Genomic DNA, 18,982 nt, shown 5'->3' on the forward strand with positions numbered 1-18,982 from the left:
CCCTGCCGCACAGAGGGCCGCGCGGTTTAAACTGCGCCATTGCGATGCTATTTGTCGCATTGGCGTAAACCCGCGAAAATCGCGGGTTGGCGCTATAAGAAGTTGTCGCTTGGCGGCAAGGCCGCGCTGAAAACTGTCCTTACAATCCCTGCATCGCCCGCCAGTTTCAGGCAGGCGTTCCTCTTCAGGAGACTCCGATGTCCGTTGAGCAAGCCCCGGTGCAACGTGCCGATTTCGACCAGGTCATGGTTCCCAACTACGCACCTGCCGCTTTCATCCCCGTGCGTGGCGCAGGTTCCCGCGTATGGGACCAGGCGGGCCGAGAGCTGATCGACTTTGCCGGCGGCATCGCGGTCAATGTATTGGGCCACGCCCACCCGGCGCTGGTCGGTGCACTGACCGAACAGGCCAACAAGCTGTGGCACGTGTCCAACGTCTTCACCAATGAGCCGGCGCTGCGCCTGGCCCACAAGCTGATCGACGCCACGTTTGCCGAGCGTGTGTTCTTCTGCAACTCCGGCGCCGAAGCCAACGAGGCCGCCTTCAAGCTGGCCCGTCGCGTCGCGTTCGACCGCTTTGGCACCGAGAAATACGAAATCATCGCCGCGCTGAACAGCTTCCACGGCCGTACCCTGTTCACCGTGAACGTGGGTGGCCAGTCGAAGTATTCCGACGGCTTCGGTCCGAAGATCGTCGGCATCACCCACGTGCCTTACAACGATCTGGATGCGCTGAAAGCGGCCATTTCGGACAAGACCTGCGCCGTGGTGCTGGAGCCGATCCAGGGCGAAGGCGGCGTATTGCCGGCAGAACTTTCGTACCTGCAAGGTGCCCGCGACCTGTGCGACGCGAACAACGCGCTGCTGGTGTTCGACGAAGTGCAAACCGGCATGGGCCGCAGTGGCGAGTTGTTCGCCTATCAGCATTACGGCGTCGTGCCCGACATCCTCACCAGCGCCAAGAGCCTGGGCGGCGGTTTCCCGATCGCAGCCATGCTGACCCGCGAAGACCTGGCCAAGCATTTGGTGGTCGGCACCCACGGCACCACCTACGGCGGCAACCCGCTGGCGTGCGCGGTGGCGGAAGCGGTGATCGACGTGATCAACACGCCGGAAGTACTGGCGGGTGTTAACGCCAAGCACGACCTGTTCGTCTCCCGTCTTGAGAAGATCGGCCAGCAATACGGCATCTTCACCGAAGTGCGTGGCCTGGGCCTGCTGCTCGGTTGCGTGCTGAGCGATGCCTGGAAAGGCAAGGCCAAGGACATCTTCAACGCCGCTGAGCGTGAAGGCCTGATGATCCTGCAAGCCGGCCCGGATGTGGTGCGCTTCGCCCCGAGCCTGGTGGTGGAAGATGCCGATATCCAGGAAGGCCTGGACCGCTTCGAACGTGCTGTTAAAAAGTTGACGCAAGCCTGATAGACCGTTGGGTGCCCGGCGAGTCGGGTATCCAACACAAATTTTGTATGCCGGACTCTTTAGTTGAAGCTGTGAAGATCAAATGTGGGAGCGGGCTTGCTCGCGAATGCAGTGGCTCAGTCACCTGAAATGTTGAATAACACACCGCTTTCGCGAGCAAGCCCGCTCCCACACTTGACCTCACTGATTTCAAGATCGTGTCCGGCATTTTTTCCTGTGAGTTTTTCGAGTTAAGGAGTGACACCATGCTGGTGATGCGCCCCGCGCAAATGGCTGATCTGGGCGAGGTACAGCGTCTGGCTGCGGACAGCCCGATTGGTGTCACTTCCTTGCCGGATGATGTCGAACGCCTGAGCGACAAGATCGCCGCGAGCGAAGCGTCCTTCGCCGCCGAGGTCAGCTTCAACGGCGAAGAAAGCTATTTCTTCGTGCTTGAAGACACCGACGCCGGCAAGCTGGTGGGCTGCTCGGCCATCGTCGCTTCGGCGGGCTACTCGGAACCGTTCTACAGCTTCCGTAACGAGACCTTTGTGCACGCGTCCCGCGAGCTGAAGATCCACAACAAGATCCACGTGCTCTCGCAGTGCCATGACCTCACCGGCAACAGCCTGCTGACCAGCTTCTACGTGGTGCCGGAACTGGTAGGCTCGCCGTGGTCGGAACTCAACTCCCGTGGCCGCCTGTTGTTCGTGGCCGGTCACCCGGAGCGCTTCGCGGATTCGGTGGTGACCGAGATTGTGGGCTACAGCGACGAGAACGGTGATTCGCCGTTCTGGGACGCCATCGGCCGCAACTTCTTCGACCTCAACTACGCCGCCGCCGAGCGCCTGTGCGGGTTGAAGAGCCGAACCTTCCTTGCCGAACTGATGCCGCATTACCCGATCTACGTGCCGCTGCTACCGGACGCCGCCCAGGAAGCCATGGGCCAGGTGCACCCGCGGGCGCAGATCACCTTCGACATCCTGATGCGCGAAGGCTTCGAGACTGACCATTACATCGACATCTTCGACGGCGGCCCAACCCTGCATGCACGGGTCTCGGGCATTCGCTCGATCGCCCAGAGCCGTGTGGTGCCGGTGAAGATCGGTGAGATGGTCAAGGGTATCGGCCGCCAGTACCTGGTGAGCAACGGCCAGTTGCAGGATTACCGCGCGGTGATGCTGGAACTGGACTACGCACCGGGCAAGCCAGTGACCCTGGACCTGGAAACCGCCGAAGCCCTGGGCGTCGGCGAGGGTGCCAGCGTTCGACTGGTAGCGGTTTAAGAATGAGTTTCGCGGGTGGCCTGCAAGGCGGCCCGTTTGAGGAGATAGCATGATCGTTCGTCCCGTACGCAGCAGCGATTTACCGGCCCTGATTGATCTGGCGCGCAGCACCGGCACCGGCCTCACCACCTTGCCGGCCAACGAAGAGCGCCTGACCCATCGGGTCGGCTGGGCTGAAAAGACCTTTCGCGGCGAAGCCGGGCGTGGTGATGCGGACTACCTGTTCGTGCTGGAAAACGACGAAGGCCGCGTGGTGGGAATTTCCGCCATCGCCGGTGCCGTCGGCCTGCGCGAGCCCTGGTACAACTTCCGGGTCGGCCTGACGGTCAGCGCCTCCCAGGAGCTGAACATTTACCGTGAAATCCCGACGCTGTTCCTGGCCAACGACCTGACCGGCAACTCCGAGTTGTGCTCGTTGTTCCTGCACGCCGATTACCGCAACGGCCTTAACGGTCGCATGCTGGCCAAGGCGCGCATGCTGTTTATCGCCGAATTCCCGCAGTTGTTCGGCAACAAGATCATCGCCGAGATGCGCGGCATGTCCGACGAAGCCGGGCGCTCGCCGTTCTGGGAAAGCCTGGGTCGGCACTTCTTCAAGATGGAGTTCAGCCAGGCCGACTACCTCACCGGCGTGGGCAACAAGGCGTTTATCGCCGAGCTGATGCCGAAGTTTCCGTTGTACACCTGCTTCCTGTCTGAAGACGCGCGCAACGTGATCGGCAAGGTCCACACCGACACCGAGCCGGCCCTGAGCATGCTCAAGAGCGAAGGTTTCAGCTACCAGGGCTACGTCGACATCTTCGACGCGGGCCCGGCGGTGGAATGTGAAACCACCAAGATCCGCGCCGTGCGCGACAGCGAAGCGCTGGTGCTGGCGATTGGCACGCCGGGCGACGACGCCACGCCGTTCCTGATCCATAACCGTAAACGCGAAGATTGCCGCATTACCGCCGCACCGGCGCGGTTGGCTGCGGGCACCCTGGTGGTCGATCAACAGACTGCCAAGCGCCTGCAACTGATCGCCGGTGATCAAGTGCGTGCCGTACCGTTGTCCGCTGCCCGGGAGTCGAAATAATGAATTCGTTGTATATCGCAGGTAGCTGGTTGGCTGGCCAGGGTGAAGTCGTTGAATCCCTGAACCCGGTGACCCAGCAGGTGGTGTGGTCGGGTAACAGCGCGACTGCCGAGCAGGTCGAATCCGCCGTTCAGGCCGCACGCCAGGCATTTCCAGCCTGGGCCAAGCGCTCCCTGGAAGAGCGCCTGAGCGTGCTGGAAGCCTTCGCCGCCAACCTGAAAAGCCGTGCCGACGAACTCGCCCGCTGCATCGGTGAGGAAACCGGCAAGCCTTTGTGGGAATCGGCGACCGAAGTCACCAGCATGGTCAACAAGGTGGCGATCTCGGTGCAAAGCTACCGCGAACGTACCGGCGAGAAGAGCGGCCCACTGGGCGACGCCACCGCCGTATTGCGCCACAAGCCCCACGGTGTGGTGGCGGTGTTTGGCCCTTACAACTTCCCGGGTCACCTGCCTAACGGCCACATTGTGCCGGCCTTGCTGGCGGGTAACAGCGTACTGTTCAAGCCGAGCGAACTGACCCCGAAAGTCGCCGAGCTGACCGTGCAATGCTGGATCGACGCCGGTCTGCCGGCGGGCGTGTTGAACCTGCTGCAAGGCGCGCGGGAAACCGGGATCGCCCTGGCGGCCAACCCGGGCATCGACGGTCTGTTCTTCACCGGCTCCAGCCGCACCGGCAACCATCTGCACCAGCAATTCGCCGGGCGCCCGGACAAGATACTTGCGCTGGAAATGGGCGGCAACAACCCGCTGGTGGTGGACGAAGTGGCCGATGTGGACGCGGCGGTGTACACCATTATCCAGTCGGCGTTTATCTCGGCCGGCCAGCGTTGCACCTGTGCCCGTCGCCTGCTGGTGCCGCAAGGCGCCTGGGGCGATGCGTTGCTCGCGCGCCTGGTGGCAGTGAGTTCGACCATTGAAGTCGGCGCGTTTGACCAACAACCGGCGCCGTTCATGGGCTCGGTGATTTCCCTCGGTGCCGCCAAGGCGTTGATGGATGCCCAGGAATTGCTGCTGGCCAATGGCGCCGTGGCGCTGTTGGAAATGACCCAACCCCAGGCCCAGGCAGCGTTGCTGACACCGGGGATTATCGATGTGACCGAGGTCACCGATCGCGCTGATGAAGAGCTGTTCGGCCCGCTGCTGCAAGTGATCCGCTACACCGATTTCGAGGCGGCGATTGCCGAGGCCAACAACACCCAATACGGCTTGGCGGCCGGGTTGTTGTCGGATTCCGAAGCGCGTTACCAGCAGTTCTGGCTGGAGAGTCGTGCCGGGATCGTCAACTGGAACAAGCAACTGACGGGTGCCGCGAGCAGCGCGCCATTTGGTGGGGTAGGGGCGTCGGGCAACCATCGCGCCAGCGCCTATTACGCGGCGGATTATTGTGCGTACCCGGTGGCCTCCCTTGAGACCCCGAGCCTGGTGTTGCCTGCGTCGCTGACCCCAGGCGTAACGCTTAAGTGAAAGTGACACTGATCTAATGTGGGAGCTGGCTTGCCTGCGATGGCATCACCTCGGTGTATCTGCATGACCGAGTTGCCCGCATCGCAGGCAAGCCAGCTCCCACACTTGATCGGGTTAACAGATACAGATCTGCACTTGATGCCTATAAAAATACAGATGTTCGTGGAGCCTCGCCGATGAAATCCTGTGAAGTCAATTTTGACGGTCTCGTGGGGCCGACCCATAACTACGGCGGTTTGTCCTACGGCAACGTCGCGTCCCAGAGCAACAGCCAGCAGTCCTCCAACCCGAAGGAAGCGGCGCTGCAAGGCCTGGCGAAGATGAAAGCGCTGATGGAAATGGGCTTTGTGCAAGGTGTGCTGGCGCCCCAGGAACGTCCGGATGTGGCCGCCTTGCGCAGCCTCGGTTTTGCCGGCACCGACGCTCAGGTCATCCAGCAAGCCGCCAAACAAGCCATGCCGTTGTTGGTTGCCAGTTGCTCGGCGTCGAGCATGTGGGTGGCCAACGCCGCCACCGTCAGCCCAAGCGCAGACACAGCCGATGGCCGCGTGCATTTCACTGCCGCCAACCTCAACTGCAAATACCACCGCAGCATCGAGCACCCGACCACCAGCCGCGTGCTGGGGGCGATGTTCGCTGATCAGAAGCACTTCGCTCACCACGCCGCATTACCGGCGGTGGCGCAGTTCGGTGACGAAGGTGCGGCCAACCACACGCGTTTCTGCCGCGACTATGGCGAGGCGGGCGTAGAGTTTTTCGTGTTCGGTCGCAGTGCGTTCGACACCCGCTACCCGGCGCCGCAAAAGTACCCGGCGCGCCAGACCCTCGAAGCCTCCCAGGCGGTCGCGCGCCTGCACGGCCTGCGGGATGACGGCGTGGTCTACGCCCAGCAGAACCCGGCGGTGATCGATGCCGGTGTGTTCCACAACGACGTGATCGCGGTGGGCAATGGCGAGGTGCTGTTCTATCACGAGGATGCGTTCCTCAACACCGAACAGATGCTCGGCGAGTTGCAGGGCAAACTCGGCCAGCTCGGTGGCAATTTCCAGTCGATCTGCGTGCCCCGTGCCCAGGTCGGCGTTGAAGATGCGGTGCGTTCCTACCTGTTCAACAGCCAGTTGCTGAGCCGCGCCGACGGTTCGATGCTGCTGATCGTGCCGGAAGAATGCCGGGCCAACGAACGCGTCTGGCAGTACCTGCAAGGCCTGACGTCCTCGGGCGGGCTGATCCGCGAAGTCAAAGTCTTCGACCTCAAGCAAAGCATGCAGAACGGCGGTGGCCCGGCGTGCCTGCGCTTGCGCGTCGCGCTGAATGAAACCGAACTGGCGGCGGTCAACCCAGGGGTTATCATGACGGCGCCGTTGTACGACACGCTGACCCAATGGGTCGACAAGCACTACCGCGACAGCCTGCGGGAAACTGACCTGGCTGACCCGCAATTGCTGCTTGAGTGCCGGACGGCACTGGATGAACTGACGCAAATCCTTAAACTGGGCTCGGTTTATCCTTTCCAGATCAATTAACGCCGCACGGCTGAGAACTATTTATGACCACCGACACCCTGAAACTGATCCTTGAAGACACCGACGGCACCCAGCTGGAAACCTCCTGCACCCGCGTCGCCGTGGTGTGGCAGGGCAAGGAGATCTGGATCCAGCACGACGGCCGTGGCCAACTGCTGATCGGCGTGGACGTGGAAGAGGGTGACGCGGAATACGCCAACCTGCTGATGCGCCCATTGGCCACCAACCTGATGAGCCTGCAACTGGAAATGGAACCGGCCGACGTTGAAGGTGATGACGACGATCACGTCCACGGTCCTGGCTGCAACCACTAAGGAAGCTGCTTATGCTCGCCCTCGGCAAACTGCTTGAACTGACCCTCGCCGGTCGCGAACCGGCGCAAAAAATTCAACTGACTGTCGATGGCGTGCAACTGCGCTGGCTCAGTGAGGGCGCGCTGGAAGTGCGGCCTCCTGAGGCGCGGGACAACGGCGGCGACCTGCTGTTGTCGTCCGGCATCCATGGCAATGAAACCGCGCCGATCGAATTGGCCGACCGCTTGCTGCATGGCATTGCCCGCGGGGAGATCAAGCCCCGTACCCGTATTCTGTTCCTGTTCGGTAACCCCGAGGCCATGCGCCGCGGCGAGCGTTATCTCGAACTGGACGTCAACCGGCTGTTCAACGGCCGTCACGAGCAAAACATCGGCCCTGAAGCCATGCGCGCCGCCGAGCTTGAGCAGTTGGCCCGCACCTTCTTCAGTGTGCCGGGGCGTAGCCGTTTGCACTACGACCTGCACACCGCCATCCGTGGCTCGAAGATCGAGCAGTTCGCGCTCTATCCCTGGAAAGACGGTCGTCAGCATTCACGCCGTGAACTGGCGCGCCTGCGAGCCGCCGGCATGGAAGCGGTGCTGCTGCAGAACAAGACCTCGATCACCTTCACCGCGTTTACCTACGAGCAGCTTGAGGCCGAGTCCTTCACCCTGGAGCTGGGCAAGGCCCGGCCGTTCGGGCAGAACCAGGGCGTGGACGTATCGCGCCTGGAAACCCGCCTCAAGCAGATCATCGAAGGCAACGAGCCGGTCACCGAGAGCCTGGACGGCTTGAAGCTGTTCAGCGTCTCCCGGGAAGTGATCAAGCACAGCGATACCTTCGTCCTGCATTTGCCGGCGGACGTGGAAAACTTTTCGGAGTTGGAGAAGGGTTACCTGCTGGCCGAGGACATTGCCAAGACCCGCTGGGTGATCGAGGAGGAGGGCGCACGCATCATCTTCCCGAACCCGAAGGTCAAGAATGGCTTGCGCGCAGGGATATTGATTGTGCCGACCACGGATGCTGGCCTGGCCTGAAACCCGAGACTGACTCGGTCAAATGTGGGAGCGGGCTTGCTCGCGAAGGCGGTGTATCAGTCAGACATGTATTGACTGACACTCCGCTTTCGCGAGCAAGCCCGCTCCCACATTTGCTTGGTGGTGTTGCTTAAACCGCTACCGCCCGTGGCTCATTGCGACGCAGTGCGCGAACCTTGTGCAGGGTGTCGGCGCAGGTGCGTGCCGCTTCCTGGCCCTTGTGCACGAAGTGCTCATAAAAGAACGTGTGGTGCTCGCTGCCCGCGTGGAAGTGGTGCGGGGTCAGGGATACCGAGAACACCGGCACTTCGGTTTCCAACTGGACCTGCATCAGGCCGCTGACCACGGACTGGGCCACGAACTCGTGACGGTAGATCCCGCCGTCCACCACCAGGGCGGCCGCGACGATACCGGCATAACGGCCGGACTTGGCCAGCAGCTTGGCGTGCAGGGGTAATTCAAAGGCGCCGCCGACTTCGAAGAAATCGATGTCCGATTCCTGGTAGCCCTGGGCGATCATTTCGGCGAGGAAACCTTTACGGCTCTGATCGACAATATCCTTGTGCCAGCAGGCCTGGATAAACGCGACGCGCTCGCCGTGATGGTTTTTGCTTTTGCTGTCGATTGCGGTGGGTTGCATGTTCTGACTCCTGTTTAAGAAAAAAACAGGGCGTTATGAATCGAATGGGATTTAAGGGTACGCACAGCGGGCTCATGTAACCATGACGTCAGCGCGGCCCTTAGGTGCCAATCCCGTTCTCTCTTCATCCGGACTATGACCGTCGGCCCCGGGATCACACCGGGTCTGCTGACCTTGTCGCCGTCCTGCCGAGGCAGTTCGAGGCGCCAAGCGCTCGCGGGCTATGCACATTGCGTGCAATTACCGCCGGTGGGGAATTACACCCCGCCCTGAGAACGTTGCCGCCAGAACCCTGGCGGCGGAGAGTTTTTATCATGGTTTTTCAGAAACTGCACGGTTGGTTTATCGATAACCTATATCGGTTTGTTTGGTGGGTATTCGATTGTGCAAGCACGGGGCTTGATATTCCGCGGGTTTGCCCGCAGTAATCGTTAATACAAGAAACGCTCCAATCCGCTAGAGGCTAGTTTGATGACCGTGATTGACCTGCGCAGCGACACAGTGACCCAACCGACCCCAGGCATGCTCGAGGCGATGGCAACGGCCGCCAGTGGCGACGACGTCTACGGCGAAGACCCGAGCGTCAATCGCCTGGAAGCCGAACTGGCCAAGCGCCTGGGTTTTGCCGCCGCGTTGTTCGTGCCCACCGGCACCATGAGCAACCTGCTGGCGTTGATGGCGCACTGTGAGCGTGGCGAGGAATACATCGTCGGCCAGCAGGCCCACACCTACAAATACGAAGGCGGCGGCGCGGCGGTTCTCGGCTCGATCCAGCCGCAACCCCTGGAAGTGCAGGCCGACGGTTCCCTGAACCTTGAGCACGTGCTGGCGGCGATCAAGCCGGACGACTTCCACTTCGCCCGCACCCGCCTGCTGGCGCTGGAAAACACCATGCAGGGCAAAGTCTTGCCCCTTGAGTACCTGGCGGCCGCGCGGGCGTTTACCCGGGAGCACGGCTTGGCCTTGCACCTGGACGGCGCGCGGCTCTACAACGCGGCGGTCAAGCTGGGTGTGGATGCGCGGGAGATTGCCCGGCACTTCGATTCGGTGTCGGTGTGCCTGTCCAAAGGCCTGGGCGCGCCGATCGGCTCGGTGTTGTGCGGCTCCACGGCATTGATCGCCAAGGCCCGCCGTTTGCGCAAAATGGTCGGGGGCGGCATGCGTCAGGCCGGTTCGCTGGCGGCGGCGGGGCTGTACGCCCTGGATCACCAGGTGCAGCGCCTGGCCGACGACCACGCCAACGCCCAATGGCTGGGGGATGAGCTGCGCAAGGCGGGTTATACGGTGGAGCCGGTGCAGACCAATATGGTCTACGTGGATATCGGTGATCGGGCCCAGGCCTTGAAGGCGTTTGCTGCCGAGCGCGGGATCAAGTTGAGCGCCGCGCCGCGTCTGCGCATGGTCACTCACCTGGACGTCAGCCGGGCACAGATCGAGCAAGTGCTCGCGACATTTGTCGAGTTTTCCCGGAAATGACAGTGCAGACCGTCTAATTGACTGTTTCTATCACATAAACACGCTGTACCACGGGCAAAGGGCCGATATAATGCGGCCCTTTGCCGTCGCTCCGTCTGATGACGTTTAGCACTGGCCTTTGGCCGCAGCCTCCGTGGAAGAACCTAATGAAAAGCGCAGAAATCCGTGAAGCCTTCCTTCGCTTCTTCGAAGAGCAAGGTCACACCCGTGTCGCCTCCAGCTCCTTGATCCCAGGCAATGACCCAACCCTGCTGTTCACTAACGCGGGGATGAACCAGTTCAAGGACTGCTTCCTGGGCCAGGAAAAGCGCGCCTACACCCGCGCCACCAGCAGCCAGAAGTGCGTACGCGCCGGCGGCAAGAACAGCGACCTGGAAAACGTGGGCTACACCGCCCGCCACCACACATTCTTCGAGATGCTGGGTAACTTCAGCTTCGGCGACTATTTCAAGAAAGATGCGATCACCTTCGCCTGGACCTTCCTGACCGGCGTGCTGAAGCTGCCGAAGGAAAAACTCTGGGTCACCGTCTACGCCACCGATGACGAAGCCTACGACATCTGGACCCAGCAGATCGGTGTGCCGGTCGAGCGCATGATTCGCATCGGCGACAACAAGGGCGCGCCTTACGCCTCCGACAACTTCTGGACCATGGGCGACACTGGCCCGTGCGGCCCGTGCACCGAGATTTTCTACGATCACGGCGCCGACATCTGGGGCGGCCCACCGGGCTCGCCGGAAGAAGACGGCGACCGCTACATCGAAATCTGGAACAACGTGTTCATGCAGTTCAACCGCACCGCCGATGGCGTGTTGCATCCGTTGCCAGCGCCGTCGGTGGACACCGGCATGGGCCTGGAGCGGATCAGTGCGGTGATGCAGCACGTTCACTCCAACTACGAGATCGATCTGTTCACCAACTTGCTGAGCGCTTCGGCCGCGGCCATTGGCTGTGCCAACGACAATCAGTCGTCCCTCAAGGTGGTGTCGGACCACATCCGCTCCTGCGGCTTCCTGATCGCCGACGGCGTGCTGCCGTCGAACGAAGGCCGTGGCTATGTGCTGCGCCGCATCATCCGTCGCGCCTGCCGTCACGGTAACAAGCTGGGCGCCACCGGCAGCTTCTTCTACAAGATCGTTGCCGCGCTGGTGGCCGAGATGGGCGATGCCTTCCCGGAACTCAAGCAGCAGCAAGCCAACATCGAGCGCGTGCTCAAGGCTGAAGAAGAGCAGTTCTCCAAGACCCTGGAGCACGGCCTGAAGATCCTCGAGCAGGACCTGGCTGAGCTCAAAGGCACCGTGGTGCCGGGCGACGTGGTGTTCAAGCTGTACGACACCTACGGTTTCCCGATGGACCTGACCGCTGACATCGCCCGCGAACGCGAGCTGACCATCGACGAAGCCGGGTTTGAGCGTGAGATGGAAGCCCAGCGTGTGCGTGCCCGTTCCGCCAGCTCCTTTGGCCTGGACTACAACACCTTGGTAAAGGTTGATGTAGCGACTTCGTTCATTGGTTATGAGGCCACCGTTGGCTCGGCCAAGATCGTGGCTATCTATAAGGACGGCAAGTCGGTGGACGTGCTGAACGAAGGTGATGAGGGCGTTGTAGTCCTCGATCAGACCCCGTTCTACGCTGAATCCGGTGGCCAGGTGGGTGACTGCGGTTTCCTGAGCTCGACGTCCGGTCGCTTTGAAGTGCGCGACACCACCAAGACCGGCGGTGCTTTCCTGCATCACGGCGTGCTGGTGCTGGGTAACCTGACCGTCGGCGCGCCGGTGGACACTCAGGTAGATGCCGACGTACGGCATGCAACTGCTTTGAACCATTCTGCCACTCACTTGCTGCACGCTGCGTTGCGTCAGGTGCTGGGTGAGCATGTGCAACAGAAGGGTTCGTTGGTCGATAGCCAGCGCCTGCGTTTTGACTTCAGTCATTTCGAGGCGATCAAGCCTGAGCAGTTGAAGGCCCTGGAAGACATCGTCAACGCCGAGATTCGCAAGAACACTCCGGTGGAAACCGAAGAAACCGACATCGAGACCGCCAAGCAAAAAGGCGCCATGGCGCTGTTCGGCGAGAAGTACGGCGACGAAGTGCGCGTACTGAGCATGGGCGGCAGCTTCTCGGTGGAGCTGTGTGGCGGTATCCACGCCAGCCGTACCGGCGACATCGGCCTGCTGAAGATCATCAGCGAAGGCGGTGTGGCTTCCGGCGTGCGTCGTATTGAAGCGATCACCGGTGCTGCGGCCCTGGCTTACCTCAATGCGGCAGAAGAACAACTCAAGGAAGCGGCCGGCCTGGTCAAGGGCAGCCGCGACAACCTGATCGACAAGCTCTCCGGCGTACTGGAGCGTAACCGTCAGCTGGAGAAACAGCTGGAGCAGTTGCAGGCCAAGGCGGCCAGCGCGGCGGGCGACGATCTGTCGGCTTCCGCCCTGGACGTCAAGGGTGTGAAAGTGCTGGCCGTGCGCCTGGACGGTCAGGACGGCAAGGCGCTGTTGGCCTTGGTCGATCAGTTGAAGAACAAGCTCGGCCGCGCAGTGATCCTGCTCGGCAGTGTCCATGAGGAGAAGGTCGTTCTGGTTGCCGGTGTAACCAAAGACCTGACTGGCCAACTCAAGGCCGGTGATTTGATGAAGCAGGCCGCTGCGGCAGTGGGCGGGAAGGGCGGTGGTCGTCCGGACATGGCGCAAGGCGGTGGTGTTGACGCCGGCGCCCTGGACGCGGCCCTGGCCCTGACCGTGCCGTTTGTCGAGGCAGGTATTTAAGACGCTGTTAATGAGCCCGTGGTCTAGTCGCGGGCTCAGTCAGTGCGGGTTGATTGAATAACAGGCGCCCCTTTACGGGCTGAGGCGGCTTAGAAATGGCTTTGATCGTACAGAAATTTGGAGGCACCTCGGTCGGCTCTGTCGAAAGAATCGAGCAGGTCGCCGACAAGGTTAAGAAATTCCGCGATGCCGGCGATGACCTGGTGGTGGTGCTGTCGGCCATGAGCGGCGAGACCAATCGCCTGATCGATCTGGCCAAGCAAATCAGTGGCGATCAGCAACCGGTTCCCCGTGAGCTGGACGTGATCATTTCCACTGGTGAGCAGGTGACCATCGCGTTGCTGGCCATGGCGCTGAACAAGCGTGGGGTGCCGGCGGTGTCCTACACTGGCAACCAGGTCCGCATTCTTACGGATAGCGCGCACACTAAAGCACGCATCCTGCAGATTGATGACCAGAAGATTCGCGCTGACCTGAAGGCCGGTCGTGTGGTGGTTGTCGCCGGTTTCCAGGGCGTCGACGAGCACGGCAACATCACCACCCTCGGTCGTGGCGGCTCCGACACCACCGGCGTGGCCCTGGCGGCAGCCCTGAAGGCTGACGAGTGCCAGATCTACACCGATGTGGATGGCGTCTACACCACCGACCCGCGGGTTGTGTCCGTGGCCCAGCGCCTGGACAAGATCACCTTCGAAGAGATGCTGGAAATGGCCAGCCTCGGTTCCAAGGTATTGCAGATCCGTGCCGTTGAGTTTGCCGGCAAGTACAACGTTCCGCTGCGCGTACTGCACAGCTTCAAGGAGGGTCCGGGCACCCTCATTACTATTGATGAAGAGGAATCCATGGAACAGCCGATCATTTCCGGTATCGCTTTCAACCGTGATGAAGCCAAGCTGACTATCCGTGGCGTGCCAGACACCCCGGGCGTGGCTTTCAAGATTCTGGGTCCTATCAGTGGCGCGAACATCGAAGTCGACATGATCGTGCAGAACGTTTCGCACGATAACACCACCGATTTCACCTTCACCGTGCACCGCAACGAGTACGATGCGGCGGAGCGGATCCTGCAGAACACCGCGAAGGAAATCGGCGCCCGTGAAGTGGTCGGCGATACCAAGATTGCCAAGGTGTCGATCGTGGGTGTGGGCATGCGCTCCCATGCGGGCGTTGCCAGCCGCATGTTCGAAGCCCTGGCCAAGGAAAGCATCAACATCCAGATGATTTCCACCTCGGAAATCAAGGTGTCGGTGGTGATCGAAGAGAAGTACCTGGAGCTGGCTGTACGCGCATTGCATACCGCGTTTGAGCTCGACGCTCCGGCCCGACAGGGCGAGTGATGCGTTGCCAGGAAGGCGCGGTTATCCGCGCCTTTCATTTTTTTGCCGGGCGCGTGGTGAAGACCTGTTCTTTTGCCTGCGCTCGACAATACTTAGGCGGTAGGGCTACGGCCATCTGGTTGTAGGTCGAATGCCTTTTTTTTGCAGACTGTTGTTCCCGAAATGAAATGCGTGAGGAGAAAGGTATGTTGATTCTGACTCGTCGATGCGCAGAAAGCCTGATTATTGGTGATGGCGAAATCACCGTGACCGTGCTCGGCGTCAAAGGCAATCAAGTGCGTATCGGGGTTAACGCTCCGAAAGAGGTGGCTGTCCACCGCGAGGAAATCTACCTGCGGATCAAGAAAGAGAAGGACGAAGAACCAAGCCATTAATTTTTATCGTTTTTTATGTTTGCAAACGGGGATGAAGCTGGTTAATATACGCCCCGTGTTGCGGAGAGCTGGCCGAGTGGCCGAAGGCGCTCCCCTGCTAAGGGAGTACACCTCAAAAGGGTGTCGGGGGTTCGAATCCCCCGTTCTCCGCCATTATTTGCTTAGTACGTTGCAATCTGGTTTTTTCGCTAAGTTGTTGAAATTAAACGAAAAAATAGCTTTACATAGAGATTGAACGGCCTATAATGCGCGGCAACAAATGCACTCGTAGCTCAGCTGGATAGAGTACTCGGCTACGAACCGAGCGGTCACAGGTTCGAATCCTGTCGAGTGCACCATTTAAGAGTTAGTTGCAGCAATGCAGGTAACTTGGCTTCAACCAGTTGTGATCTGGTCTAAAAACACAATCTGCACTCGTAGCTCAGCTGGATAGAGTACTCGGCTACGAACCGAGCGGTCACAGGTTCGAATCCTGTCGAGTGCACCAAACAACAAAAAGCCCGCCTAGTGCGGGCTTTTTGCCGTCTGGGGTTTTTATTTGCCGTGGCGCCTTTTTCTCCCGCCCATGTGTTTTCCTTTCAAGCGGCGTCGTCGCAGTTCATATGTGTGGCCAATGCTCAGCTTTGTGTCGCAAGCGCTTGTTCTTTCCAGTTTTTTGACGTTAAAAGCGGCCGCCCGGTGTATCATTGCGCCCGTCAGCCCCGCCGGGGCTTGTGGAACACCTCCATGGACTTACCCAGTAGTTACTCAGTACCCCGTTTTACCAATCATGAATTGACTGATTGATCCTTCCGGCGTGCCCCGCTGCTGGGAGTGGAGTTCGCCTATGACCGAAGTTGAAGTAAAGAAAACACAAGAAAGCCTGCAGGATCGCCTGGCTCAAGTCGTCGAGCTGCTGCAGCGCCAGCGTGTGGTCGAAGACCTGACCCATCGCCAGGAAGGCGCGAATCATGACCGGGTTGAGAACCTGGTCCACCGGCAAAACCTTGTCGAGCTGCAGCGCAAGCTCGACGACCTGCACTCTGCCGACGTTGCCTACATCCTCGAAGCCCTGCCGCTTAATGACCGCCTGACGCTTTGGCAGTTGGTCAAGGCTGATCGCGACGGCGACATCCTCCTCGAAGTATCCGACTCGGTCCGTGAAACCCTGATCGCCGACATGGACGATCACGAGCTCCTGGCTGCCGCCAGGGACATGGATGCCGACGAACTCGCTGACCTGGCTTCCGAGCTGCCGCGTGACGTCGTCCATGAGCTGATGGAAACCCTCGACGCCCAGCAGCGTGAGCGTGTGCGCTCGGCGCTGTCCTACGACGAGGAGCAGGTCGGTGCGTTGATGGACTTCGAGATGGTCACCATCCGCGAAGACGTCAGCCTGGAAGTGGTTCTGCGCTACCTGCGCCGCCTCAAGGAACTGCCCGGCCACACCGACAAACTGTTCGTGGTCGATTACGAAGGCATTCTCAAGGGCGTGCTGCCGATCAAGCGTCTGCTGGTCAATGACCCGGAGAAGAAAGTCGCGGATGTCATGGCCAGTGACCCGGTGAGTTTCCATCCGGACGAAGACGCTTACGACGCTGCCCAGGCGTTCGAGCGTTACGACTTGATCTCGGCCCCGGTGGTCGACAAGAACGGCAAGCTGATCGGCCGTCTGACCATTGATGAAATGGTCGACCTGATTCGTGAGGAGAGCGAAAGCGAAGTCCTCAACATGGCTGGTCTGCGGGAAGAAGAAGATATTTTTGCGTCGGTCTGGAAGTCCCTGCGTAACCGTTGGGCCTGGCTGGCAGTCAATTTGATTACCGCGTTTATTGCGTCACGGGTGATTGGCCTGTTTGAAGGTTCCATCGAGAAGCTGGTGGCCTTGGCCGCGCTGATGCCGATCGTGGCCGGGATTGGCGGTAACTCGGGTAACCAGACCATCACCATGATCGTGCGTGCCATGGCGCTGGATCAGGTGGGTACCGGGCACGGTAAGCGTTTGATGCGCAAGGAGCTTGCGGTCGCGCTGATCAACGGCCTGGTGTGGGGGGGTGTCATCGGTATCGTGGCGTACCTGCTGTATGGCAGTTGGTCCCTCGGTGTGGTCATGACCGCGGCGATGACGCTCAACCTGCTGCTGGCGGCCTTGATGGGGGTTCTGATTCCAATGACCCTGGTGCGCCTTGGGCGAGATCCGGCCATGGGTGCCAGTGTAATGATCACCGCCATGACCGACAGTGGCGGCTTCTTCATCTTCCTGGGCCTGGCAACCATCTTCCTGCTTTGATCCCATCTATAGGTCAGGGGGCTTATGCCCCTTGATCCTCTCTTTTCTTTAGCAAATCCCGGGCAAAAAAAAGCCAGCCCATGGCTGGCTTTCAGCTTTCGGTTGCCAATCAGTTGGCTTCGGCAGCTGCCTCAACGTCGTGAGCGATAAGCGAGACGAGAGCATTTTGCTGGCGGTGGGAGAGCTGACGAAAACGCTGCAGCAGTTCGCGTTCGTGCAGTGACAGCTCGGGGCTGTCCAGGCGCATGCTCAGCTCGTCGCCCAGCGCACCTTCCTGAATCAGGCTTTGTTCCAGGCGTGCGATGATTTCGGAGTTCATGCTGCGGTGATGATTGCGAGCCACCTCGGCAATGCGTTCCCGCATTCCGTCTGGCAGACGTACGACGAACTTGTCAGCCGTACGGCTGGAATAAATTGCCTGTTTCAATGGGCGCATATATTTAACCGGTTAGTTCAGGGGAGCGGTTTTTGGAATTGGCCGCAAGATGCATGTTAGGACAAGGCTTGCTGCCAAATGTTCAACCTGAATTGCAAAGAGGCCGCATCATGCCTCAGTTTTGCCAGTTCCTTGGCGTCAATTCTGTGACAAATATTGAACCGGCTACCGGCTTTATGCCAGTACTCATTTCAAAATTTGCGGACTGGTTGGAAAACTTTTCCACGGTTGCACCCAAATAGGTGTTGAGGCCGCAGGCCCTAGGCGCAAAAGGCTTTTCGGGCGCACATCCTATAGCAATATGGCCTTTTGCCCTTAACTTTAAGATTAGTGGCAAATTGCCAATTTACGAGGGCGGAGCGACATATGGTCAGTCGTTCGGACGGGTGAGCCTGAGGTTGACTGCCTGTGCAGAGAGGGCGACGAGCGGGGGGATTCAGCGCAGTACAGGATCGAATTTGATGCGGCGGCCTATGATGATTGCCAATAACCACAGGCTACCGAATACAGCTGCGGCGACGAAAGCGACGGTCTGTACATCTTGCGACAATACGTTCAAGCCGAGGCCGACGGCGGCCAGGGCCAGGGTCAGAAACAGCCAGGCGGACTTGGTCATGGAATACTCCGGTAAGCGGTTCAGAAAACCCAGTGTTCAGTGGCGGGGGCGGCCTGAGTGCCCTGGGTCAGTTGCAGCGGTGATTGCATGTTCGGCTTCATGACTGCCAGCTGCGGACGTTGCTGCAGGTGATGGGGAACCGCCTGGCTGACCTGTGCGGCATCATCAGCGGTGGTGGATTGAAAATGGAACATCACCAGCGCAGCCAATGCAACGGTATTGAGGGCTAGTAGAAGTGCGCTGTTCATGGGTATGTTCTCCGCAGGTGGCTGGGCCGGACTGTATTTGTAGGATAAAGGATTGCAGGGGCCGTGCCAGTCTTTATTTGACAATAAATCCTTTTAAATCAAATAGTTATATATGTTCCACTTTGTCGTGATGTTGCAATTTGCAATGATGGCATTTTGGGGGAGTGCATTTTGCACGATGGCGGTCGACTGCCCGTAATCGTTGAGTGGAATACGCGTTAAAGTCAGGGGCGTAGGCCTACACTCAAAAAGCCTACGGACGACATGACAAAATTGACCTGCGCCGTTAACATGCACGCCGTCCGTCGCCGTGCTCCTTGCTGGTTGACTGTCATTAGTCCCAGTAGCTCAATTGGATAGAGCATCCCCCTCCTAAGGGGAAGGTTGGCCGTTCGAACCGGCCCTGGGACACCACATAATCGTTTCTGCCCCCGCGGCCGATACGTCAGCAAGCCCCGATCAGATTTATCTGGCGGGGCTTTTTTGTGCCCGGGCGTTTGAGCGCGGCAGTCTTTTCAAACACCAACCGAACCTTGCCCGCGTTTGAGGTTCACACGGGAGGCGTGGGCGGGGCGGGGCAAGTATTCGTCTGCATCGTGTACCTCCCAGGTCACTGTCGAGCGTCTGACACGTAGCCAATTGGCATAAGCAAAATATTCCCCGGCAACCGCGTGTTTTGGTTGTCCGGACCCGACGACCCGGGACTATCATTCCGGTAGTCCTGACACCCACAGCAAGGAGCCG

At 59.9% G+C, this 18,982-nt stretch carries 16 protein-coding genes, 4 tRNA genes and 1 riboswitch; of the genes, 16 read left to right on the forward strand and 4 right to left on the reverse strand.

Going from position 1 to position 18,982, the window contains the following annotated elements; translation table 11 throughout:
* Positions 1–197 precede the first annotated feature (197 nt).
* The 7 genes from LIY45_RS25490 (at position 198) to astE (ending at position 8,077) form a co-directional block, all read left to right on the forward strand.
* Positions 198–1,418 carry an aspartate aminotransferase family protein gene (locus LIY45_RS25490; RefSeq protein ID WP_088426877.1) on the forward strand — a complete coding sequence of 407 codons (1,221 nt, stop codon included), beginning with the start codon at positions 198–200 and terminating at the stop codon, positions 1,416–1,418.
* Positions 1,419–1,663: 245 nt separating this feature from the next.
* On the forward strand, positions 1,664–2,683 hold the full coding sequence (aruF, locus tag LIY45_RS25495; RefSeq protein ID WP_226478013.1) for an arginine/ornithine succinyltransferase subunit alpha: 1,020 nt from the start codon (positions 1,664–1,666) through the stop codon (positions 2,681–2,683).
* A gap of 49 nt (positions 2,684–2,732) precedes the next feature.
* Positions 2,733–3,758, forward strand: a complete 1,026-nt coding sequence (astA, locus tag LIY45_RS25500) for an arginine N-succinyltransferase (protein ID WP_003214325.1) — start codon at positions 2,733–2,735, stop codon at positions 3,756–3,758.
* Complete coding sequence (gene astD / locus LIY45_RS25505; protein ID WP_226478035.1) at positions 3,755–5,224, forward strand: succinylglutamate-semialdehyde dehydrogenase; 1,470 nt, start codon at positions 3,755–3,757, stop codon at positions 5,222–5,224. The genes astA and astD overlap by 4 nt, the downstream gene beginning before the upstream one ends.
* A gap of 176 nt (positions 5,225–5,400) precedes the next feature.
* Positions 5,401–6,747: an N-succinylarginine dihydrolase gene (gene astB, locus LIY45_RS25510; RefSeq protein WP_226478014.1), complete on the forward strand. Its 1,347-nt coding sequence runs from the start codon at positions 5,401–5,403 to the stop codon at positions 6,745–6,747.
* A 23-nt stretch (positions 6,748–6,770) separates the two neighbouring features.
* Complete coding sequence (locus LIY45_RS25515) at positions 6,771–7,061, forward strand: hypothetical protein (RefSeq protein ID WP_003214319.1); 291 nt, start codon at positions 6,771–6,773, stop codon at positions 7,059–7,061.
* An 11-nt stretch (positions 7,062–7,072) separates the two neighbouring features.
* The gene (astE, locus tag LIY45_RS25520; RefSeq protein WP_226478015.1) at positions 7,073–8,077 is read left to right on the forward strand and encodes a succinylglutamate desuccinylase; all 1,005 of its coding nucleotides are present in this window, start codon (positions 7,073–7,075) and stop codon (positions 8,075–8,077) included.
* Between the two features lie 130 nt (positions 8,078–8,207).
* Here astE and LIY45_RS25525 read toward each other — a convergent pair whose 3' ends face one another.
* Positions 8,208–8,717, reverse strand: coding sequence for a 6,7-dimethyl-8-ribityllumazine synthase (locus LIY45_RS25525; protein WP_017475890.1), 510 nt, complete (start codon positions 8,715–8,717; stop codon positions 8,208–8,210).
* 111 nt (positions 8,718–8,828) lie between these two features.
* Positions 8,829–8,998, reverse strand: a riboswitch (FMN riboswitch).
* 190 nt (positions 8,999–9,188) lie between these two features.
* On the opposite strand from LIY45_RS25525, the gene ltaE reads away from it, so the two are divergent.
* The 8 genes from ltaE (at position 9,189) to mgtE (ending at position 16,938) form a co-directional block, all read left to right on the forward strand.
* Positions 9,189–10,193, forward strand: a complete 1,005-nt coding sequence (ltaE, locus tag LIY45_RS25530) for a low-specificity L-threonine aldolase (RefSeq protein ID WP_226478016.1) — start codon at positions 9,189–9,191, stop codon at positions 10,191–10,193.
* 146 nt (positions 10,194–10,339) lie between these two features.
* Entirely contained in the window at positions 10,340–12,958 is a 2,619-nt protein-coding gene (gene alaS / locus LIY45_RS25535) for an alanine--tRNA ligase (protein ID WP_063027864.1), read from the forward strand.
* 95 nt (positions 12,959–13,053) lie between these two features.
* Positions 13,054–14,295, forward strand: coding sequence for an aspartate kinase (locus LIY45_RS25540; protein WP_003214308.1), 1,242 nt, complete (start codon positions 13,054–13,056; stop codon positions 14,293–14,295).
* Between the two features lie 185 nt (positions 14,296–14,480).
* Positions 14,481–14,669 carry a carbon storage regulator CsrA gene (gene csrA / locus LIY45_RS25545; RefSeq protein ID WP_002554426.1) on the forward strand — a complete coding sequence of 63 codons (189 nt, stop codon included), beginning with the start codon at positions 14,481–14,483 and terminating at the stop codon, positions 14,667–14,669.
* A gap of 62 nt (positions 14,670–14,731) precedes the next feature.
* Positions 14,732–14,822, forward strand: a tRNA-Ser gene (locus tag LIY45_RS25550).
* A 108-nt stretch (positions 14,823–14,930) separates the two neighbouring features.
* Positions 14,931–15,007, forward strand: a tRNA-Arg gene (locus tag LIY45_RS25555).
* Positions 15,008–15,079: 72 nt separating this feature from the next.
* A tRNA-Arg gene (locus LIY45_RS25560) sits at positions 15,080–15,156 on the forward strand.
* Between the two features lie 339 nt (positions 15,157–15,495).
* Complete coding sequence (gene mgtE, locus LIY45_RS25565; protein ID WP_226478017.1) at positions 15,496–16,938, forward strand: magnesium transporter; 1,443 nt, start codon at positions 15,496–15,498, stop codon at positions 16,936–16,938.
* Positions 16,939–17,047: 109 nt separating this feature from the next.
* Here the strand turns inward: mgtE and LIY45_RS25570 are convergent, their stop codons facing one another.
* The 3 genes from LIY45_RS25570 to LIY45_RS25580 form a co-directional block, all read right to left on the reverse strand.
* Positions 17,048–17,374, reverse strand: coding sequence for an Arc family DNA-binding protein (locus tag LIY45_RS25570; RefSeq protein WP_003175643.1), 327 nt, complete (start codon positions 17,372–17,374; stop codon positions 17,048–17,050).
* A gap of 436 nt (positions 17,375–17,810) precedes the next feature.
* Entirely contained in the window at positions 17,811–17,990 is a 180-nt protein-coding gene (locus LIY45_RS25575) for a PA3371 family protein (RefSeq protein ID WP_017475886.1), read from the reverse strand.
* A 20-nt stretch (positions 17,991–18,010) separates the two neighbouring features.
* Positions 18,011–18,238: a hypothetical protein gene (locus LIY45_RS25580; RefSeq protein ID WP_226478018.1), complete on the reverse strand. Its 228-nt coding sequence runs from the start codon at positions 18,236–18,238 to the stop codon at positions 18,011–18,013.
* A gap of 337 nt (positions 18,239–18,575) precedes the next feature.
* Here LIY45_RS25580 and LIY45_RS25585 point away from each other — a divergent pair.
* Positions 18,576–18,652 (forward strand) — tRNA-Arg (locus LIY45_RS25585).
* Positions 18,653–18,982 lie beyond the last annotated feature (330 nt).

It is taken from the genome of Pseudomonas sp. MWU16-30323 (genome assembly GCF_020515595.1).
In the GTDB taxonomy this organism is placed as follows: Bacteria; Pseudomonadota; Gammaproteobacteria; order Pseudomonadales; family Pseudomonadaceae; genus Aquipseudomonas; species Aquipseudomonas yamanorum.